This window comes from Phyllobacterium sp. A18/5-2 (assembly GCF_025452215.1).
Taxonomy (GTDB): domain Bacteria; phylum Pseudomonadota; class Alphaproteobacteria; order Rhizobiales; family Rhizobiaceae; genus Phyllobacterium; species Phyllobacterium sophorae.
Map to the genome: position 1 here is coordinate 746,505 of NZ_CP104967.1, position 21,022 is coordinate 767,526.

At 58.3% G+C, this 21,022-nt stretch carries 19 protein-coding genes and 2 pseudogenes; 14 read left to right on the forward strand and 7 right to left on the reverse strand.

Annotated elements, in window-relative coordinates:
* The first annotated feature begins 193 nt into the window (after positions 1–193).
* The 14 genes and pseudogenes from N8E89_RS22105 (at position 194) to N8E89_RS22165 (ending at position 12,982) form a co-directional block, all read left to right on the forward strand.
* Positions 194–1,027 carry a substrate-binding periplasmic protein gene (locus N8E89_RS22105; RefSeq protein ID WP_262263231.1) on the forward strand — a complete coding sequence of 278 codons (834 nt, stop codon included), beginning with the start codon at positions 194–196 and terminating at the stop codon, positions 1,025–1,027.
* A 70-nt stretch (positions 1,028–1,097) separates the two neighbouring features.
* Complete coding sequence (locus tag N8E89_RS22110) at positions 1,098–1,877, forward strand: amino acid ABC transporter ATP-binding protein (RefSeq protein WP_262263232.1); 780 nt, start codon at positions 1,098–1,100, stop codon at positions 1,875–1,877.
* A gap of 10 nt (positions 1,878–1,887) precedes the next feature.
* Complete coding sequence (locus N8E89_RS22115) at positions 1,888–2,556, forward strand: amino acid ABC transporter permease (RefSeq protein ID WP_262263233.1); 669 nt, start codon at positions 1,888–1,890, stop codon at positions 2,554–2,556.
* Positions 2,557–2,568: 12 nt separating this feature from the next.
* Positions 2,569–3,234 (forward strand): amino acid ABC transporter permease, encoded by a 666-nt coding sequence (locus tag N8E89_RS22120; RefSeq protein WP_262263234.1) that lies wholly within the window; start codon positions 2,569–2,571, stop codon positions 3,232–3,234.
* Between the two features lie 32 nt (positions 3,235–3,266).
* Complete coding sequence (locus N8E89_RS22125; RefSeq protein WP_262263235.1) at positions 3,267–4,142, forward strand: dihydrodipicolinate synthase family protein; 876 nt, start codon at positions 3,267–3,269, stop codon at positions 4,140–4,142.
* A gap of 7 nt (positions 4,143–4,149) precedes the next feature.
* Positions 4,150–5,407: pseudogene (locus N8E89_RS22130) on the forward strand (NAD(P)/FAD-dependent oxidoreductase).
* A 65-nt stretch (positions 5,408–5,472) separates the two neighbouring features.
* A complete protein-coding gene (locus N8E89_RS22135; protein WP_262263236.1) occupies positions 5,473–6,948 on the forward strand; it encodes an aldehyde dehydrogenase family protein in 1,476 nt (491 codons plus the stop codon).
* Between the two features lie 12 nt (positions 6,949–6,960).
* On the forward strand, positions 6,961–7,995 hold the full coding sequence (locus N8E89_RS22140) for a proline racemase family protein (RefSeq protein ID WP_262263237.1): 1,035 nt from the start codon (positions 6,961–6,963) through the stop codon (positions 7,993–7,995).
* Positions 7,996–8,001: 6 nt separating this feature from the next.
* The gene (locus tag N8E89_RS22145) at positions 8,002–8,763 is read left to right on the forward strand and encodes an SDR family NAD(P)-dependent oxidoreductase (RefSeq protein ID WP_262263238.1); all 762 of its coding nucleotides are present in this window, start codon (positions 8,002–8,004) and stop codon (positions 8,761–8,763) included.
* Between the two features lie 32 nt (positions 8,764–8,795).
* Positions 8,796–9,551, forward strand: coding sequence for an SDR family NAD(P)-dependent oxidoreductase (locus N8E89_RS22150; RefSeq protein WP_262263239.1), 756 nt, complete (start codon positions 8,796–8,798; stop codon positions 9,549–9,551).
* A gap of 224 nt (positions 9,552–9,775) precedes the next feature.
* Positions 9,776–10,237 (forward strand): hypothetical protein, encoded by a 462-nt coding sequence (locus N8E89_RS29075; protein ID WP_315975739.1) that lies wholly within the window; start codon positions 9,776–9,778, stop codon positions 10,235–10,237.
* A gap of 289 nt (positions 10,238–10,526) precedes the next feature.
* A complete protein-coding gene (locus N8E89_RS29080) occupies positions 10,527–11,195 on the forward strand; it encodes a helix-turn-helix transcriptional regulator (protein WP_315975740.1) in 669 nt (222 codons plus the stop codon).
* A 137-nt stretch (positions 11,196–11,332) separates the two neighbouring features.
* Positions 11,333–11,746: an ester cyclase gene (locus N8E89_RS22160; RefSeq protein WP_262263240.1), complete on the forward strand. Its 414-nt coding sequence runs from the start codon at positions 11,333–11,335 to the stop codon at positions 11,744–11,746.
* Between the two features lie 36 nt (positions 11,747–11,782).
* Positions 11,783–12,982, forward strand: coding sequence for an NAD(P)/FAD-dependent oxidoreductase (locus N8E89_RS22165; protein ID WP_262263241.1), 1,200 nt, complete (start codon positions 11,783–11,785; stop codon positions 12,980–12,982).
* A gap of 194 nt (positions 12,983–13,176) precedes the next feature.
* Here N8E89_RS22165 and N8E89_RS22170 read toward each other — a convergent pair whose 3' ends face one another.
* The 7 genes and pseudogenes from N8E89_RS22170 to N8E89_RS22200 all read right to left on the reverse strand — a co-directional run bounded on the left by N8E89_RS22170 (position 13,177) and on the right by N8E89_RS22200 (position 20,829).
* The gene (locus N8E89_RS22170) at positions 13,177–13,896 is read right to left on the reverse strand and encodes a DUF899 family protein (protein WP_262263242.1); all 720 of its coding nucleotides are present in this window, start codon (positions 13,894–13,896) and stop codon (positions 13,177–13,179) included.
* A gap of 318 nt (positions 13,897–14,214) precedes the next feature.
* Complete coding sequence (gene mctP / locus N8E89_RS22175; protein WP_262263243.1) at positions 14,215–15,690, reverse strand: monocarboxylate uptake permease MctP; 1,476 nt, start codon at positions 15,688–15,690, stop codon at positions 14,215–14,217.
* Positions 15,680–15,874, reverse strand: coding sequence for a DUF3311 domain-containing protein (locus tag N8E89_RS22180; RefSeq protein WP_262263244.1), 195 nt, complete (start codon positions 15,872–15,874; stop codon positions 15,680–15,682). Before N8E89_RS22180 ends, mctP begins: the two co-directional genes overlap by 11 nt.
* Before the next feature lie 262 nt (positions 15,875–16,136).
* Positions 16,137–16,805 (reverse strand): two-component system response regulator MctR, encoded by a 669-nt coding sequence (locus N8E89_RS22185; protein ID WP_262263245.1) that lies wholly within the window; start codon positions 16,803–16,805, stop codon positions 16,137–16,139.
* Positions 16,802–18,188 (reverse strand): annotated as a pseudogene (locus N8E89_RS22190) (cache domain-containing protein). The gene N8E89_RS22185 and the pseudogene N8E89_RS22190 overlap by 4 nt, the downstream one beginning before the upstream one ends.
* A 287-nt stretch (positions 18,189–18,475) precedes the next feature.
* Positions 18,476–19,405, reverse strand: a complete 930-nt coding sequence (locus tag N8E89_RS22195) for a DUF2950 family protein (protein WP_262263246.1) — start codon at positions 19,403–19,405, stop codon at positions 18,476–18,478.
* A 44-nt stretch (positions 19,406–19,449) separates the two neighbouring features.
* Positions 19,450–20,829 (reverse strand): DUF3300 domain-containing protein, encoded by a 1,380-nt coding sequence (locus N8E89_RS22200; protein WP_262263247.1) that lies wholly within the window; start codon positions 20,827–20,829, stop codon positions 19,450–19,452.
* Between the last annotated feature and the right edge of the window lie 193 nt (positions 20,830–21,022).

Consider the following 21,022-nt stretch of genomic DNA (forward strand, 5'->3'; position numbering starts at 1 on the left):
GCGGTTCTCCAAATCTACGGAACCCAGTCATACGCTTTGGGCCCTATGTTGTCGACACATGATTTTTTTTGCTTGACATTGTCGACACAAAGACGACATTAGACCAGTCGACACTGGGTCGACATAGATCAGAAAGATCGGCCAAAGCCGACAGGTGGAACCGCGCGCTTGGCGCTAAACAAAGGGATTTTCGATGTTCTCGAGATTGTTTTCTTCCGCATTGCGGGCTGCACCCGTATTGGCTGTCATTGCAGGCCTTTCGACCTCGGCTGCCCAGGGACAGGCACAAGAAGGTTATTGGCAAGGCGTGCAAAAAGCAGGTGTATTGCGTTGCGGGGCAGCCGTCGCTCCTCCTTACGTCATGCGCGATCCGGCGACTGGCGAATATACCGGCTTCTTTGCTGATCTTTGTCGCGGTTTCGCCGAGGCGCTCAAGGTAAAGCCGGAATTCGTGGATACGACTTGGGACAATATTGTTGCGGGACTTCAAGCAGGTAAGTGGGACGTTTCGCTCGCGCTGAACCGGACACCGGCACGCGCCATGGCGGTGAACTTCTCCATTCCGGCAATGGAGTACCAGATTTCCCTGGCCTACAACAAGGAAAACCCCAAGATTCCAGCGGGTGCAACCTCCGTGGCGGATATCGACAAAGAGGGGGTTACGCTTGCCGTCATGTCGGGTACGGCTCAAGACAAGGCGATATCGGCGGCCGTTAAGACCGCACAAATCCTGCGGTTACCAGGCAATGACGAGACCCGCCTTGCGGTAACGTCAAGGCGTGCGGACATCCTCGTCGACGCCTCCGATACCAACCAGCTGTTCACGCAGTCCAATCCGCAATGGGCCGTCGCCCTCAATCCGACGCCGGCGCTTGCCAAGCAGGGCGTTGCCTTCGGGTTGCCTCACCAGCTTTCGTTTTCCGACGTCGAGGTTGTGAACATTTTCCTCGAAGAGAAGGTTGCTACCGGTGAAGTGGACAACATGATCAAGAAGGCCGTCGACGAAGTCCTTAAGGGTTCGAAGTAAGGTCGCTTGGCGGGCTGCTGCAGATTGTTGCCGCCCGCATTTGTTTACCGACGTTGCAAGGAACCTTGCCATGACGCTTCCGATGATGACACCGCTGGTAAAAGTCGACAGTCTGCACAAAAGCTACGGACCGCTCATTCCAGTGCTGAAAGGTCTCGATATTGAAATGAAACCCGGGGAGCGGCTGGTCGTGATCGGTCCCAGTGGCGGCGGCAAAAGTACATTGCTGCGCGTCATGATGGGGCTTGAAAAAATCGACAGTGGCTCGATCACCTTTGGCGGAAAACCCTATATTTCGTCTGACGGCTACAATCGCAAGACGCTGATCGACAACAATGTGCGCCGATCCATCGGCATGGTTTTCCAGCACTACACGCTTTTTCCGCATCTCAACGTGGTGCATAACCTGATCCTCGCGCCCTGCAAAGTGCGGGGCGACAAGAAGGCCGATGCCATTGCGCGGGCACAAGCCCTTCTCAAAAGGTTTGGTCTGGATGCGAAGGCCAATGCCTATCCTGCTCAGCTTTCTGGCGGGCAAAAGCAACGCGTTGCAATCGCCAGAGCATTGATGCTGGATCCCAAACTTATGCTTTTCGACGAAGTGACGTCCGCGCTCGATCCAGAACTCGTCGGCGAAGTTGAACAGGTCATTCTTCAGCTCGCCAAACAGGACATGCCGATGATGATCGTGACCCACGATATGTGGTTTGCAAAAAATATCGCTTCACGGGTGATCTTTTGTGCGGGCGGCGTTGTTGTCGAGGATGGTCCGCCCGAGCAGGTTCTGGGCTCCCCCAAGGAAGAGCGAACGAAGGACTTCATCGACCGCGTGTTCCACATACGCCAGTGAGGTGGTCGGCATGAACTACTCTTTCGACTTTGCGTCCGTTACCAGCAATCTTGGCCCGCTTTTCAAGGGCCTCGTTGTTACACTCCAGCTGACGGCAGCAGCAAATCTGATGGGGCTGACACTTGGGTTTGTCTTGGCGCTGTTGATCATGAGCCGACGGTCAGTGATACGGCTTCCGGCAATGCTGTTTGTGGAGTTCTTCCGCTGCACACCGGCGATTGTTCAAATTGTCTGGTTCTTCTACTGCGTGCCGATGCTCTTCAACGTGTTCCTCGACTCAATGACCATGGGCATTCTCGCACTCGGGTTCAACCTGACAGCCTTCAACGCCGAAGCCTACCGGGCGGCCATCCAGAACGTTCCCCGCGAGCAGCTGGATGCGGGCATCGCTCTTGGCCTCAATCCGTTCCAGCGGGTCCTTTACATCATCTTGCCGACCGCCTTTCGGGCATCAATCCCGGTTCTGCTTACCAACGGCATTGTCATCTTTCAGCAAAGCGCGCTCGTTGCAATCGTTGCCCTCCAGGATCTGATGTATCAGGGCAAGACCCTCGCAACCGAAACCTACCGGCCGATTGAGACATTCACGATCATCGCGCTGATCTATTTCGCGGTTTCATTTCCTGTCACACAAATTGTCGGCTACCTCGAACGCCGCCGCCAGCTTTTGACGAGCTGAAGGAGAACAGCAATGGAACTCGACTTCAGCATTCTTTTTCGCTTCAAGGACGCACTCCTGCTCGGTCTTTGGATGACGGTCAAATTGACGCTCATGTGCATCTTGCTTGGGTGCACCCTGGGGTTTTTGGTCGGCCTTGCCCGAACGTCAAAGAGCATATTCTTAAGGGGTATCTCCGGGGTTTATGTAGAATTTTTTAGGGGCACTCCCGTTCTCATCCAGCTGTTCTGGATCTTCTTTTGCCTCCCGCTTTTGCTGGGGTTTGAACTGTCAAATCTCGCGTCCGGCATTATAGCGCTGACACTTTACATGGGTGCAATTACCAGTGAGACGTTTCGGGCATCGTTGAAATCCGTCGGACCCGAGCAGCTCGACGCGTGTGTTGCACTGGGCCTTCCGCGCTGGACGCAGGTGACCAGTGTTGTGCTGCCTCAGGCGATCTTAAGGGCCGTGCCGACCCTGCTTTCCAACTGCGTAAGCCTCTTCAAGGAAAGCGCGCTGGTTTCTGCTGTCGGCATGGCCGACCTGATGTTCGTTGGGCAAAACATCTCAAACAACACGGCGCGGCCGGTCGAAGTGCTGACAGTCGTCGCCTTGATGTATTTCGCCATAGCTTTTCCTCTTACGCGCGCGGTCACGCTCATCGAGCGACGCATCCTCACCAAACTCGCGGTCTGACACGACCTATCCGATAACCAAGGAGATACCCCATGAAACTCACAGGCGTTATGCCGGCCCTCGTCACGCCGTTTGATAGCAACGGAAAGATCGATTTCAACGCATTTGAGACGTTGCTTACCAAATTGCGGGACGACGGCGTCAAAGGCTGGGTTCCGTGCGGTTCGACCGGCGAATACAACGCCATGACCTCGGATGAGCGTGTTTCCGTCCTGAAGTTCGTTGCACAGTTTGCCAATAGCGATGAGCTGCTCATCGCCGGTACAAATGCTGGATCGACGTGGGAGGTCGTCGAGCACACCAAGCGGGCGCGGGACGTCGGTTACGATACGGTTCTGCTTTCAGCGCCTTTTTACGCCACGCCCGCGCCAAATGAACTCATTGCGCATTATCAGTCTGTTCTGGACGCAGTGGATGTTGATATCATCCTTTACAACTATCCCCCCAAAGTCGGCGTTGAAGTGGGCCTCGACGTACTTGACGCGTTTGTGGAAAATTCACGCGTGATCGGCATCAAGGAATCGAGCGGCAACCTGTTGCGCGCGATCGATATCCGTTCTCGCTACGGTGACCGTTACCAGGTCACAAACGGCTCTGACGACCAGACACTCGACTTCTACCTTTGGGGCGCGACGTCGTGGATATGCGGTCCGGCGAACTGCATGGCCAAGGCCTGCGTTGATCTTGTCAATACGATCGAGGCAGGCGACTGGCTGGCGGCGCGTGACAAGATGCAGGTCATCTACGGTGCCATGTCGAGCCTGGAAAGTGGAAAGTTTGTGCAGAAGATCAAGTATGGCTGTGAGCTTGCTGGCACACCCGTCGGCCTCGGACGTCAGCCGCTGCTCGATTTAACTGACGATGAAAAAACAGCCTTCAGACAAGCAATGGAGCCGGTTCTCGGTTAACCAGATCATGTCGGGCATGGGGCGTTTGAACAAGGTTACAGTGGTGGGCGCGGGGATTATCGGCGTCGCCATTGCATTTGAACTACAGCGGCGAGGCAAACAGGTCGTCCTCGTCGATTGCAATGAGCCGGGGCGCGGAGCGTCTTTCGGCAACATGGCAAGTATTGCCGTAACCGAGTTCATGCCCGCATCGCGGCCTTCCGTGTGGGCGCAAATGCCGAAATGGTTGCTCGATCCGCAAGGGCCCGTGCGGGTCAGGCCATCTTATCTGCCAAAACTTACGCCCTGGTTTCTGCGCTTCCTTGAAGCCAGTCGCCCTTCGCGCGTCAAGGAACTTGAGGCAGCAGGGGCTGTGCTTTGCGGTCGTGTTTATGAAGATTTGCTGGCATTGCTCGATGCGGCTGGCCTTTCAGGTGAGCTGAGCCAGGAAGGCTGCCTCAGTCTCTACGCTGACGAGCAAGAGTTCAACGCGGACCGCGAACACATCGAGGTGCTGGAGCGCTTCGGATTTGCTCATGAGGTGGTGGGGGGTAATGCAATTCGAGAGCTTGAACCAGCGATCACGACAGGGATCCGTCGGGCGGTTCTGCTCCCGCAGAACCGTTCGGTGCGGGACCCGTTTCGTCTCGTCACGGCATTGTTCGATCGATACTGCGCGCTTGGTGGCCAGTTCGAGAGCGGGGAGATCGTTGGATTCTGAAAGGATTGACGGAGCCTTGTCGGCGCTGACGTTCAAAGACGGACGAAACTTTCCTGTCGCGCAGGCAGTATTGTGTGCAGGCGCTTATACCGGGCGGCTTTCGAAACAGTTAGGAGAGCAGATACCGCTCGAAACAGAGCGGGGCTATCATACCCAGATCATGGCCCCTGGGATTTCCATGCGCCACTCGATCATTTGGCCGGCCCGCGCTTTTATGGTGACGCCGACGGCAGGTGGAATAAGGGTCGGTGGCACGGTTGAGATGGCTGGACTGGATGCACTGCCTGATTACAGGCGTGCCCAGGTGCTGGTTCGTCACGCCAAGGAAGCCCTTCCCGATCTCCAGGTAAAAGAGACCAGTGAATGGATGGGGCACCGCCCGGCGCTGCCGGACACCGTTCCGATCATAAGCCCATCGGCAAAGACGCGCGGCGTCTTCTATGCCACCGGGCACGGTCATCTTGGCTTGACTTATGCTGCCACAACCTCGCGGCTGATTGCAGACATGGTAACCGGATGTACCCCACCGATCGATCTTAGGCCTTACCGGGTCAATCGGTTTTAACGCCAAAGGCAATGATTGTTTCATTGCCGGTCGTAGCCCCACCGCTCAATATGGAGACAGGAAAAATGCAAAGTGAGCTGTATATCGATGGCCAATGGGTAAAGCCTATACAAGGCGGCAGCTTCAAGGTCATCAATCCCGCGACCGAGGAGGTCATTCACCACGCCCCAGCCGGAACAGCCGAAGACGTAGACATCGCCGTCAAGGCAGCTCGCAGGGCCTTCGATATCGATGGTTGGCCCCAGAAAACCGGCAGCCAGCGTGCCGTCTATCTTCGTGCTATTGCTGAAGGCATTCGAACGCGCCAACAGGAACTTGCACGTCTCGAGGTGCTCGACAACGGCAAGCCGTTTCCGGAAGCTGACTGGGACGTTGCGGACGCAGCTGGTTGTTTCGACTTCTATGCGGGCCTTGCAGAGCAGCTCGACAACAATCCGCAAGAGCCGATCGCCCTGTCCGATTCCCGGTTCACCTCCAAAGCGGTCAAGGAACCGATCGGCGTCGCCGGTGCAATCATACCTTGGAATTATCCACTGCTGATGGCAGCCTGGAAGGTGGCCCCGGCACTGGCTGCAGGCTGCACCATCGTCCTCAAGCCAGCGGAACTTACCTCACTGACAGCGCTCGAACTCGGTGCGATCGCCAATGGTGCAAAGTTGCCGCCGGGCGTACTCAATATCGTTACCGGCTCCGGGTCTGTTGCCGGTCAGGCGATCATCGATCATAAGGGCGTCGACAAGCTCGCATTCACCGGGTCGGGGCCGGTCGGTTCCAAGATCATGGAGGCCGCTTCCCGAGACATAAAGCGCATCAGCCTTGAGCTTGGCGGCAAGTCCCCTTTCGTGGTCTTCGAAGATGCAGACATCGAGCAGGCGGTTGAATGGATCATGTTCGGTATTTTCTGGAACCAGGGTCAGGTCTGCTCTGCGACGTCGAGGGTTCTGGTCCAGGAGGGGATTTACGATCGCCTTCTTCATCGCTTGATCGAAGAGACGAAACGCATCACCATTGGCAACGGTCTTGACGAGGGAATCCTTCTTGGCCCGCTGGTCTCCAAGCGCCAGTATGAGCAGGTCATAGCTGCGATCGAAGCGGCGAAAGCGAAAGGTGCGAGCGTTGCCTGCGGAGGGCGACGACCTGAGCGTTTCAACAAGGGCTACTATCTCGAGCCGACCATATTGACCGGCGCACCCCTCGACAGCGGCGCCTGGCGCGAGGAGATCTTTGGCCCGGTTGTCTGCGTCAGACCCTTCTGCGACGAGAACGAGGCTATCGAGCTTGCCAATGATTCTCGCTTCGGTCTTGCTGCTGCGGTTATGTCGAGGGACGAGGCCAGAGCCGAACGCGTCGCTAAAGCTTTCCGCGCCGGGATTGTTTGGATTAACTGCTCGCAGCCCACCTTCACCGAGGCACCGTGGGGCGGTTACAAGCAATCGGGCATTGGTCGCGAGCTCGGACGGTGGGGCCTTGATAACTATCTTGAGACCAAACAGATCACCCGGTTCACAAGCGACGAGCCGTGGGGTTGGTACATCAAATAAGTGGAGGATTGGATGAACTGGAACAGGTCGATCAAACTCCTGCAGGTCCATTGCCAAGGCGAGATCGGCAAGGTGATCGTGGATGGTGCTCCGCAGATCCCAGGCGCTACGATCCTGGAAAAGATGAACCATATCAACGAAGTCGATGATCGTCTTCGGCGCTTTGTCACATTCGAACCACGTGCCAACGTTGCGATGTCGGTCAATCTTTTGCTTGCGCCCACAAGGCCGGACGCTGATGCGGGGTTTATCGTTCTGCAAGCTGACAGGGCGCATCCCATGTCCGGCAGCAATTGCATCTGCGTTGTCACTGCGCTTGTGGAAAGCGGCCGCGTGGCGATCAACGAGCCTGAAACGCTGGTTCGTCTGGATACCCCCGCGGGGTTGATCGTTGCACGAGCGCGTTGCTCGAATGGCAGGTGCCTGTCTGTAAGTCTCGATAACGTGCCATGCTTCGTCGAAGGGCTCGACCAAACCATCGAGACGCCGCGCTGGGGTACGATAAAGGCCGATATTGCTTTTGGCGGCGTCTATTATGCGATTGTCGATGTCGAGCCGTTCCACCTCGATATCGTACCACACAATGCACGCGGACTGGCCGAGGCGGGAATGGAGTTGAAAGCCCTTCTGGCACAACAGGTCTCGGTGCAGCATCCCGAGATCAGCACGATCAATGAAATTGCCTACGTGATGTTCCGTGGGCGCGAAGCGGATGGCGCCGTGCGCACATGCACGACACTAAAGCCTGGCCGGGTCGATCGATCCCCTTGCGGTACGGGCAGCTCGGCAAATCTCGCGGTGCTCCATGCCCGCGGCGAAGTCGCGGTCGGGGACAGCCGCATATCCCGATCGATTATCGGCGGAGAGTTTGTGGCTGAAGTGATCGGTCAAACCACGGTTGGCGGTCGCCCGGCAGTTCTGCCACGCATTACTGGACAAGCCTGGATCTATGGTTCCGAAGAGCTGCGTGTCGATGACAGCGATCCCTTCCCATCAGGTTTCGCCCTTTCCGATACTTGGGGTCCTCAGGTTGACGAGCGCAAGTGAGAGAGAATGGCGATGAAGGAACTTGTGGGGCAAACGATACTTGTAACCGGTGCATCCGGCGAAATAGGCGCGGCCATCGTTGAGCGCTTGGCCATCGAAGGCGCGAAAGTGGTTATCCAGTATGGGCGCGACAAAGGCGGTGCTTGCGCCCTTCACGAGCGGATCAATGCAAAAGGTTGGATACTCCAGGCGGACCTGAGCGATCCGTCCGAACCCACAAATTTATGGGAGCGCGCAACTGCGGTGGCAGGGCGCATTCATGGTCTCGTCAACAATGCCGGGATACGCACGGAAATTTCCATAGATGCCGATCTGGATCAATGGCAGGCCGCATGGAGGCGCGAGTTTCAGGTGGATTTCTTTGCGGCAGTCGACCTGTGCCGCGCCGCAATCCGGCATTACAAGAACAATGGTGGCGGGCGGATCGTCAATATGGCGAGCCGGGCTGGGCAGAGGGGCTACGCCGCCGGCGCAATGCCCTACGCAGCCGCCAAAGCGGCACTCATCAACTTGACAAAATCCATAGCCCGCAGCTTTGGGCCCGACGGTGTCGTCGCCACGGCAATCGCGCCAGGTTGGGTTCGAACTGAGATGGCCGAGGAATTCGTCGCTCGATTTGGTCAGGCAGCAGCCGTGGCTGATATTCCAATCGGGGCCATGGCCAACCCGTCGGAGATTGCCGAACTCGTGGCCTTCGTCCTTCGACCGTCGCAGCGTTCATTGAACGGCGCAACCCTTGATGCAAACGGCGGAAGCTACATCCGCTAGCAGCCTCAGCGAACAGTTCAAAGGAGATATCAATGAAACGTTTTTTCGGGAGAGTGGCGATCGTAACGGGTGGAGGCGGCGGCATCGGGTCAGCAATTTGTCAGCGCCTTGCAGAAGAAGGAGCCGATGTAGTCGTCACCGACATGAATGCGCTCGCGGCCCAGGAAGTTGCACATAAGATCGTCACCAATGATGGTGCGGCCTATATGATTGAAGCGGATCTATCCGACAGCCGATCATGCGCCGACCTTATATCGACCGTAATCAGTCGAAGCGGCCGCGTGGACATCCTGGCCAACAATGCCGGCATCAATCGTCGTGGTAACTTGCTCGCGCTCAGTGAGGATGATTGGCATGCTAGTTTTGCCGTCAATCTGAATTCGATGTTTTACCTGTGCAGGGCGGTCATTCCGCACATGATCGCGGCGGGAGGAGGAGCAATTGTCAATACTGCTTCGCAATGGGGTCTTTACCCGGCTCCCAATCATATCGCCTATAATGTGACCAAAGCGGCAGTCGCATCCTTCACCCAGAACCTCGCGCGCGATTACGCCTCGCATAAAATACGCGTCAACGCGGTCTGTCCCGGCGAGATTCATACGCCCATGCTCGAAGCTGGAGTCATAGGCGCCGGTAAGACGATTGCTGATCTCGCCGGGCTTGTACCGTTCGGACGCCTCGGCAAGCCGGAAGAAGTGGCGGCTCTGGTAGCATTTCTCGCCTCGGATGAAGCGCGGTTCATGTGCGGTTCGCTTGTGGAAATTACCGGCGCTCAAGCCGTCGCTTGAGGTTCCGGCCGCTACAGGGTCATTGAATACTTTTCAAAAATTGATGAGAATCCGCCCTAATCGGCGGTTTCAAACCAAGGTTTCTCGGCAGGTAGCAGTGTCGAACAAGGACCGAGACAGCATGTCGTTTGAAGGGCTTCTTATAATGAGGTCACATGCACTGCTGATTGATCATCATTTGAATGCAAGCGGGTGATGATCACTTGAAAGGATCTGTCACGGACATGACCGGAGAACTCCAACGCGGTCGCGCACACTACGAGCGCCAGGAATGGACGGGCGCATTCCGAGCGCTGTCGCGCGCCGATCGGGCCGCCCCGTTGGCGGCTGGAGATCTTGAGTGGCTGGCGATGTCGGCGTACCTGATCGGCCGGGACGATGACTATCTGCGAATACTCGAACGCGCCCATCAGGCCCACCTGGACTCTGGCGAACGCCGCTGCGCCGTCCGCTGTGCATTCTGGCTGGGGTTCCGCCTGTTCCTTCGCGGCGAGGTGGGCCGCGCGACCGGCTGGTTCGCCCGTGCGCAACGGTTGCTGGAGGGTGAGAGCCGGGAATGTGCCGAGCAGGGCTACCTGCTCACCCCCTCGTGGAACAGCAGATCGCCGCCGGGGAGTGGGAGGCCGCCTACGCATGTGCGGCGCGAGCTGCGGATATCGGCGAGCGCTGCGGCGACGCGGACCTGATTGCCTGCGCCCGTCACCAGCAGGGCCGGATACGGGTTGAGCAGGGGCGGGTCGAGGAAGGGCTGGCGCTACTGGACGAGGTCATGGTCGCGGTCGGCGCTGGGGAGCTGTCGTTACTCGTCACGGGTCTGATGTACTGCAGTGTCATCCAGGCCTGCCAGGCGGTGTACGCGCTCGGCCGCGCCCGCGAGTGGACCGCTGCACTGACGCGTTGGTGCGAGCCCGAAATGGCCGCCTTCACCGGTGTGTGCCGGGTCCATCGCGCCGAGATCCTGCAGTTGCACGGCGATTGGCAGGGCGCGTCGACGCCGCAGCCGCCGCGATCGGCCGGGCCCTGGGCGCAACGACCGACCGCCTCGCTCGCGCAAGGCTGCTTCCTGCTTGCGTCGAGATCATGCTGGCGGCCGGCGATGTGCAGGGAGCGGACGGTCCCTGCAGCGAATTGGAATCGACGGCGCAAAGCTTCAACACGGACGCGCTCGGCGCCATGGCGGCGCAGGCGCGTGGGGCGGTGCAGCTCGCCCACGGCGCGGTCGAGGCGGCGCTGTGCTCGCTGCGCCGCGCGTTCGATCTCTGGCAGAAAGCCGAGGCTCCGTACTACGCGGCGCGGGCGCGCGAACTTACCGGGCTGGGGTGCCAAAGCCTCGGCGACCAAGAGGGCGCGGCGCTGGAGCTGGAGGCTGCTGGCGCCGTATATCGAAAGCTCGGCGCCATGCCCGACCTTGCCCGGCTCGCATCCGCGCAGGGTGCCGCGCCGGGCCTGCGCCACGGGTTGACCAAGCGCGAGCTCCAGGTCCTGCGATTGGTTGCCGCCGGGGACACCAATAAGGCCATCGCCGTCGAGCTCTTCGTGAGCGAGCGGACGATCGAGCGGCACCTCAGCAACATCTTCACCAAGCTTGATCTGTCGACGCGGGCAGCCGCCACCGCCTGGGCCTACGAGCACGGCCTGATCTGACGCTTAAAACCGCGTATGGGTGGAATCACCCATGCCGGCGCTCCCTCGAAATTGGGTGGTTCCTCCGAAGCGCTCGCGTGGCTGCCGGCGTAGTGTCAGCACGCATCAAATGATCAACCCTGCAAAGGAATAAGCCCATGTCAGAACAAAACAAGGCACAAGTTCGCCGCGTGATCGAGGAGATCTACAATCGGGGTGATCTTGGCGTCGTCGATGAGGTTGCGGCCAGCAACCTCGTCATCCATGCCTCGTCCCAGGAGATCCGCGGACGCGAGGGGGCAAAGCAATATGTCAGGGTGTTACGGGCGGGTTTCCCGGACCTTCACCTGACCGTCGAGGATCAGATCGCCGAGGGCGACATGGTGGTGACGCGCTGGATTGCCCGCGGCACGCATACGGGCGAATTCCAGGGCATCGCGCCCACGGGCAGAAAAGTACGGGTAGCAGGTACCGACATCGACCGCATCATCGAGGGCAAGACGGTGGAGTGCTGGGTCCATATGGACCAGCTCGGCCTGATGCAGCAGCTTGGCGCAGTCGCGGCGGCCTGAACGCCCTCTGGCTGTCCAGTAAGAAAGAACGCTGCGATGACCAAGGCATTCGACGCAATTGTCGTGGGCGCGCGCTGTGCGGGTTCGCCGACGGCGATGTTACTGGCTCGGGCAGGACATCGGGTCCTGGTGGTCGTCCACGCAACCTTCCCGAGCGACACGCTGTCCACCCACATCTTGCACCCCCTTGGGGCCGCCACCCTGTCAAAATGGGGCCTCCTCGATCGCCTGGCCGCCACAGCCTGCCCGCCGATCCACACCTATGCCTTCGACTTTGGTTCGTTCACGATTGCCGGCGCGCCAGGCACAAATGAAGGACCGGTCGCATACTGCCCACGGCGCACAATACTCGACAAGCTGCTCGTCGACGCCGCAGCTCAATCCGGCGCGGAGATCCGCGAAGGTTTCGCGGTCAAGGAAGTCTTGCTTCAGGACGGACATGTGGTCGGCATAAGGGGCAGCTCGAAGGATGGTGAGTTCATCGAGCGCGCTCGCGTTGTCGTCGGCGCCGATGGCAGACGCTCGTCTGTGGCCCGAGCAGTTCAGCCCGCACATTATGACGAGAAACCTCCCTTGCTCGCCGCCTACTACACCTACTGGAGCGGGCTGCCCATGGACGGCAGATTCGAAAACTATATCCGCGATAAACGCGGATCTGTCGTTGCTCCTACCCATGAAGGGCTGACCATGGTCCTTGTTGGATGGCCATACGCGGAATTCGCGCAATGCAAGAAAGACATTGAAGGAAACTACCTGAAGACGATCGAACTGGCGCCGGTTTTCGCCGAGCGCCTGCGCGGCGCAAAGCGCGAGGCGCGGTTTGCCGGCGTCGCGGTGCCGAACTATTTCCGCAAGCCTTACGGGCCTGGCTGGGCGCTCGTAGGTGATGCGGGTTACAACAGGGACTTTATCACCGGACAAGGCATTATGGACGCCTTACATGACGCCGAACTGTGCGCTGCCGCCCTAGACAGGGCCTTTTGCGGAACGCAACCGTTCGCTGCTGCCATGCGTGAGTACCAGCGCACGCGCGACGCGCGGGTAAAGGCAATGTACGAATATACCTGTCAGCTCGCCACCCTGGAACCGCCGCCGCCAGCAATGCAGCAGCTTTTTGGCGCGGGTCACCAAAACCAGGTGGCCATGGACGCGTTTGCGCGGATGAACGCCGGGACAATATCACCTGCAGAGTTCTTTGCGCCGCAGAACGTCAATGCGATTATGGCCGCCGCCTAGGACAAGAGTCCGTTGTCACCCGGCGTCCCGATTGCAAGAATGGCTCTTGTTGATCAATGCTCGCGAGCGATCATCCATGGTGTTCTGCGGTTCAGCGACATTCACGTCGAGCCAGATCGACATCCCTATGGCAACGCGTTGGCCATAGCGACACCTTCATGGAAATCCATGGCCGGACGACCTGCGTTTCACGCCTAGTAGGCCAGCTTCGGGAAGAAGTCGCCGCGCCCTTCCGGACTCATATCCAAGAGGCCCCAGACCGGGTCGACCAGGTCTCCGGCGCGGAGGTTCTGGTCGGGCTCCTCAGGCACGTAGAGCAACTCGCTCCCCCAAAAATGGCGAACGGTGCCGTCAGCGTCTTTACGGAACACATTGTACATCGGCTCATCCCAGTTCTTGCCGGGCTCGTAGCCGCGCTCGACACGCATCGCCGGCCCGAACCTCGACGTATCACCGAAATAATGGTGCGAGTAATTATTGCCCGCAGTCGACAACAGCTTCAGGTTGCGCCAGCCGCGTTTGCGCGCCAGCGCCTGCAGTCGCGCGATTGGCGATTTGGCGACGACATAGGTCGGGAAGCGCTGGTCAGCGTGAAAGACGCTGCCGTCCCAGCCGTCGATCGTGTGGGTGCAGCCGGTGCAGGGCTCGTCGCGCTCCGGCCCGTACATGAAGCTAGAAAGCAAGATGCTCGGATGATCGCCGAACAGCTCGGACAGCCGCACCGGTTCGGGGCGTTCATTAGCGCCGATGCGTTCGAACACGTAGTCCTCAGGCACCTCGCCGCCGGGCGGAAGCGAGCGGCGTTGGGCAGCGACAGCCTCAAGCTGACGGCGAAGCGCGATCTCGGCATCGAGCAACGCATTGCGCGCGCTCCGGTACTCGGCGCTTTCGTTCGGGAAAGAAAGATGTTCCATGGCCGACCCTTCGCCAACATTTAATAGGATGCGGTTTTGCATATCGAACGTTTGGGCCAACGCCCGATCGCGGGGACAAGTGCCAGACAAGCATATCGATTGCGCACAGCGAAACGATCCCGGCGCGATAAGGTTACCGCTTGAACGAGCGATGGGCGGTTCCGCAACGCGGTGTCGAGCGTCTGGAGCTTGTTTGTCACGTCGTTCTTTAGGAAGATAACGATCCGTTGAAGCCTGGCCTGGCGATCGTGGCGAAGCGATCCTTCTCCCCCCGTTTGTCACGGGGGGAGGGCCCGGAGCCAATTGGGACCCAGCGGATCAAACGCGCACGGCAGTCCTTACCGGAACAACGGCGTTGAACGCCACTGCAACGGCGATATTTGCCGCGAGCGCAATCAACCCGATATAGACGGTAAACGGTTCTCCCCCGAGGCTGATCAGGTGTAGCGGCTTCCAGCCGGCATCCCAGACCAGAAAAGTGCCACCGAAAAAGCCGATGAACCAACCGGCGAGAAGGGCCGGCGCACGGAACCAGGTGGTGTAGAGGCCAAAGACCACAGCCGGAAGGGTCTGTAGAATCCAAATCCCTCCGAGCAATTGCAGGTCGAGCGCGAACTGTGTCGGCAGGAAGATGATGACGAGCAGGGCGCCGACCTTCACCACCAGCGACGTGACCTTCGCAACCTTGGCTTCACCGGCGTTGCTTACATCGGGATTGACGTAGGCTTTCCAGAAATTGCGCGTGAAAAGATTGGCGGCGCCGATACTCATCACAGCGGCCGGAACCAGAGCGCCGATGGCAATCGCCGCGAAAGCGAAGCCCGAGAACCAGCCCGAAAATAGCGCTTTAAACAGGGCCGGTACGACATCGTTCGCGTTGTCGAGCTTCAAATTCGCGGCATGCCCCATATAGCCGAGCAGCGCCAGCAGACCGAGGAGCAGTGTGTAGGCCGGCAGCAGGATCGCATTCTTGCGTATCGTTTTGCCGCTGTTTGAGGCGAAAATTCCCGTTAGCGTATGCGGGTACATGAAAGCTGCAAGCGCCGATCCGAGCGCGAGCGTTGCATAGGCGACATACTGGCTGCTGTTCAGAAGCAGGCTGCCGGATCCTTTTGCCTGAAACGCGGCATCGGCGGAGGCGAAGACATTGGCGTAACCTCCGAGTTTGGAGGGAATGAGTGCGACGGCGGCGATGACCACGATATAGATCATGATGTCCTTGACGAAGGCGATCAATGCCGGAGCACGCAGGCCCGCTGAGTAGGTGTAGAGCGCCAGAACGATGAAGGCGATTGCAAGCGGCAGTTCGCCGTGTAACCCCAGTGCCTTCAGCACCGCGGTCATGCCGACGAGCTGAAGGGCGATATATGGCATTGTCGCAAGGACGCCGGTTGCCGCAACGGCGAGTTCGAGACCGCGCGATCCGTACTGGCCGTGGACGACGTCGCCAGCCGTCACATAGCCGAAATCCTTGGCGCGCTGCCAAAGAAGCGGCATGACCATGAAGACGAAGGGATACACGACGATGGTGTAGGGCAGCGCGAAGAAGCCATAGGCCCCGACCGTGTAAACGAGCGCGGGGACGGCGATGACGGTATAGGCGGTGTAGAAGTCACCTCCAACCAGGAACCAGGTGATCCAGGTACCGAAGTTGCGCCCGCCAAGCCCCCATTCATCGATGTGGGCAAGGGTCTGTGGCTTGCGCCAGCGGGCAGCTACAAAGCCCAGGACCGTGACGAGCATGAAGAAAAAGATGAAGACGGCGAGCGCCGTGCTGTTGATGTCAGTCGTCATAGCGCGCGCTCCGATAGGCAATAAAGGTCAGCATCGCAGTGATCGGTACCCAAAGAAGCTGATACCAGTAAAAGAAGGGAAAGCCGAACATGGCCGGCTCGCGGACATTGTAGAGGGGAGGCCAGAGAAGGCCGATATAAGGAATGACGAGCAGCCAGCAAGCTGCCTTGCGCAATTTATCCATGTCGAATTACCTTTCAGGGGCCCGTATGCGAGCCCGTGTTCCAGTTGTCGGCGTGGAAGTTAGAGCACTGTCGCCGGGCTCGGGGGCATGCGCCGGGCGCAACCCGCAATTGCCGCCAGCCGCGAACCATCAGCGGCTATTCCCGCATGTGACCACAGTGAATTCCTCCCAACGGCTTGGCCTGATTGGGGCCAGCCGTGAGGAATTCCTATGTGACCGGTTTGGTCGCTACAAGATGGCCGCGGTTCGGAAATAAACGGACCTACCCAGAAGTGGGTAGGTCAGATCCGCCGCTTTTTGCGGCGATACCATGATCGAGAGCATAGCGCACAAGTCCGGCCGTGGTCGTGATGCCGAGCTTCTTCTTCAGGTTCTTGCGATGCGTTTCCGCGGTGGCGGGTGTGATCCCGAGCGCTTCGGCGATGATCCGGTTGCTTTGACCAGCAACGATCAGGCTCAAAATGTCCCGCTCACGCGGCGTCAGCGGATTTGACTGGTCCTGCGTCCCGCGCTCCATCAGCACATCGAAGACGCCCGACGAGAAGTAATTCCCGCCGGCGGCCACCGTCTCAATGGCGGTGACGATCTCGTCGGTCGACACATCCTTGAGGATATAGCCGGACGCGCCATGCATGACCGAGGACGATATGTATTCGCGGCTGTCATGCATGGAGAGCATGACAACGCGCGCCTCTGGAACTTCCTTCTTGAAAAGTTCGATCGCATCGATGCCGCTTAGCTTCGGCATATTGATATCGATTAGCACGACCTGGGGCCGGGTCTGTCGGCCGATAGCCAAGCCGGCATCGGCGAGCCCGGCCGTACCGACGACATCGATGTGGTCGAACGTCTCCAGCACAGCCTTCAGGCCATCCAGAACCAGCGGATGATTGTCAATCAGCAATACCCTGATGACGCCGCGTTCGCTCATGCGGCAACGGCCCGCTGGCGATCCGGCATATTAGCCGACGCTGGCAGCATCGCAGTCAGCGTCGTGCCGGTTGATAGACTGTTGATCAGAAGCAGACCGCGGAAATGCGCCATCCGCTCCTGCATATTGCGAAGTCCAAGTCCGGTTTTGTCTGCAGCACCATTCTTGCTGCCCTCGAGATCCGCTGCCGTTGTCGCAAATCATCAGCCGCGCGCGGGCGCCCTCGCTCCAGAGCCTGACGGCAAGGCGACTGGCGCCGGAATGCCGCTCTACATTGTTGAATGCTTCCTGGGCAACGCGGTAAAGGGCCGTGCTGGCTTCGGGCTTTAACATATCGGTGAAGCCGGAAGCCTCGATTTGCGTCTCGATCCCCGTTCGCTCCGAAAAACTGTAGCACAGGGCTTCGAGTGCCGCTGTCAGGCCAAGGTCGTCCAGCACCCGAGGTCGAAGATCGTGTGACAGCCGCCGGATTTCCTTGATCGCCGCATTCAGCGCCTCGACGCCCCGATCAATGCTAAGGGCCGCGTCATCGATATGGGTCCTGACCTTGCGGCTGGCGAGATCCATGGCATAGCGCACGCCCACAAGGTTCTGCGAAATGCCGTCGTGCAGTTCTCGGGCCAGGCGCGCGCGCTCCTCTTCCTGGGTATCGATGACCCGCTGGGTCAATGCCTTGAGCCTGCTGTCGGCCATGCGCCGTTCGTGGAAGGTCAGGGCCATGCAGGTTGTGAAAACGACGAGCACCGAGGGAACCGCGATGAGCGCGACGATCACGAAGGTTCTTTTTATATTGGCGCCCATGCTGGCGTTCGCGGCGGCAGTCTGCGTCAAGACATCGTCAAGATAGACGCCGGTCCCCACCACCCACTTCCACTTGTCCAGGCTGACGACGAAGGACAATTTGTCGGCCATCTGGCCGGTCGACGGTTTTTGCCATTTATATTGGTGCAAACCGCCCCCTGCCTTCGCCGTTGCGATCAATTCAGCGATCACCTTGTCGCCATCAGAATCGGTCAGGCCGAGCCAATTGCGCCCGGGACGAAAGTTTTGGCGCGGATGAACGATGTTGTTGCCGTCGTAGTCGTAGACGAAGAAATACCCGTCCTTGCCATAGTCGAGTGAGGTCAAGATTGCCGCCACTTTGTCCTTTGCGGCTTGATCATCGGGCCCGGCATTGCGGTAAGCTGCGTCGATAGCGGACAAAGCGAGATGGGTTAGGTTAAGGATTTCCCCTTCTTTGGCGTTCAGCATGTTCTGCTCGGATGTTGCGATGTTGGTTCTCGCAAGATTTGCAGATTGCCAGGTGATAAAGGTGGTAATGGCCAAAATCGCAATGACGAGCGGGAGGATCGCAAGCGCGATGATCTGGTATCGTAGCGTCAAATGAAAGCCCCTCCCATGGTCTGTTCTAGCCCTTTTCCACCTGTGTCCCTGTCCTATTCTCAACAGAGACCTGAGGCTCACTTTCAGCGTATATGCCGCTAGCGTGGCACGTCGAGACCCGGGCACAGATCCCTCGTTCGGCTGTCAGGACCGCCTCCAGTCGGCGCGCCAAGTGTTGCTCAATATTCCATCGGAACAATTTTGCAAAGGGCGATCACTTGTCAGCACAAAAACGGATTTGTCGTGGTAGATTCAAGGGCTCTGTTGAAAATCCATCCCAGGTGTACTCATTCTTCAACGGCCTTCCAGGTTTTGTCCGGATTGAAAACGTTGATATCCTTCACCAGCTTGGAGGTTCCTGGACCCAGATCTTTTTCATAAACCGCGCCATGATGACTGACAACGAAGGTCATGACGCCGGTCTCGCCGTATATCGCTGGCCAAGCAATCAGCCCGTGTCCTGCAATCATGTTGTCATTGATGACGAAGCTGTATTTGCCGCCGGCAATGTTGCCGCCCTGGGACTTGAGGATGCGGTAGCGATAGCCAAAATAGCCATGGTCTGAGGCCGCGGCACCTTCAATCTTGGCAGGATCGGCAAAATTGGCGGCCGGACTTTCCTCGCCACCTTCAGATTTCCAATAGAGGCCGTCCTGCTTGCCTTCGTCACTGATAACCTTCTGTGCAAATTCGAGCACGCCGTCATCATCATGATCTTCCTGGGCATAGGCGCTCTGGGCGAGGACTTCGTCGCGGCAAGTTTGGATCGCCTGAAGCTCATTCTCTCCTATACGGCGCGCGAGGATTTCCTCTAGACCTGCAACAGTGTCGAACCGCCAGCCGTCATCATGCTTGACGAGTGGAAACGGGAACGGCCAAACGCGACTACCCAAGATCACTTCCTTGGCACCGTCATCGCGATCCTTCAGTTCAGTACGTTCCCTGGATGCCTGCTGCAGTTCGGAGAGTCGCTCGGCCAGGTCTTCAGACTTTTTGGCCTGTTCGGCATTCAGTCCGAGCAATTTCGCCAGAGCATCGACGTCCTTGGTCTCCAGCCCTTTCTTCAGCGCGTCCACCGCCTCGGTAGGATCCTTGAACGGTTGAGGCTCGGACCCAACAAAACGTTGGAGAGACGGTTCCGCTGCCAATGACGCCGTCATTGGCAAAAGTGCAAGGACAGTTGCTATCCCGATCACTTTGAGAATTGTGCTATACATTTTGAAATCCCCTTCAAAACGAAAGTCCATTGGCCCTGTTCACGTCAACGCCGTCCGCCTCTGCCGCCGCCACCGCCCTGCCGCCTTCCTCCTCCACCGTGTGACATCCGCGGACCGCCCCCGCCGTGCCCGATTCGTGGGCCGCCGCCGACGTTGCGGCTGATATTACCCCGTTGGGATGCGATGCGCGTGTCACGGCCAGGACCGTAATTGCCAAGCGCGCTCGGCTGCCGCGGACGGTTGTCAATGCGGCCTGCCGCCTTCTTGCTGGGACGATCAATATTTTTGAGCTGGCCACCCGTCTTGCCTGGGCGGTTGAGATTGGCAGCCTGGCCCTTGTTAAGGTTCGGACGGTTGGCTGCTGCCTTTTGTCCGATATTGCGGTTTGCAGCTTGCCCCTGGGCTTTGCTGGCGATCTGGCCTCCAGCTTTTTGTTTGAGGCCTTGCTGCACGTCGCGCCGGATATCGCCGCTCTGGATTTTCGATCCGGCGCCAGCAAGCCCCCCGGACACCCTGCCGGACTGCCGATTGTTTTTCAGATCAAGGCGGTTTGCGTTGTTCTGGCGAAGGTTATTGGCGATGGAATCACGATCGAATTTGAACTGGTCCCTGTCGAAGTTAAGATTTTTAAGATTGTCCCTGTCAAAATTGAAGTCGCCGCGGTTGATGTTGTTGATGTTGATGTTGATGTCGTCGCCGCCCCAGGAATGCCAGTTATCCCAGTCCACTGCTGCGCCCCAAACTGCTCCGGTCACGAAACCGGTCCAATAGGGTGCATAAGGGTAGTAATAGGAAGGATATGGATCGCCGTAGACGATCGGTTCGGTAGCTATGTAAGTTGGGCTGGTCAAGATCACCGGGTCATATGTCGGAACATAGGTCACTTCCTTTTGCGCCGGGCGGATAATGACATTGTCGTTCTTTGTTTCGACGATCACTTTGCTGTCCGACTTGATTGTCCCGTCGGCCACCGCCTTGTCGCGCAGCTGCTGGATGGCGACGAGAACGTCCTTCTGCTGGTCGACAACCGCTTCACCAAGTTGTTGCGTCCATGCAAGATCATCATTCATCATCGTCAGCACAGTCGGATAATTGAGTAGCGAAATTATGCTTCCATCCCAGGCCGGATCGGGCTTCAAGTCCGGTTTATTTTTGGCTTGATCTATAAACCGTGCAGCTTGCACGATCTGCAGCGGGTTGACGGTCGCAGATAACACCAGCGCGACCAGATCGTCAGGATAAAGCGCGATGCGGGCAACAAGCGTTTCCAATTCGTCTGCGGTCAGCAAGGTTGGTGCGTCAGCTGTGGCCGCAGTTGCCGGCGCGGGTTGGCTTTGAGCTGAGGCGCCGTGCAGCCATGGTTGTGAAAGCAGCATCAGTGCTGCCGATATAATGAGAGCGATCGTATTCCTGTGAAACGACATCACGGTTCTCCCCAGTATTCTCACGGCTAGTTACGAGCTTGCGTTCGTGCCTTGCGCGTACCCGCGCAGTGTTGAGATGACCCAAAAGCAGTTATCAAGGCTAAGCAGTTATTTGAGTTTTACTTCGTGCTGAAACGATTATTTGTGTAAAATAGTATGTTCGGCATGATGGACGCTGTCAATTCTAATAGGG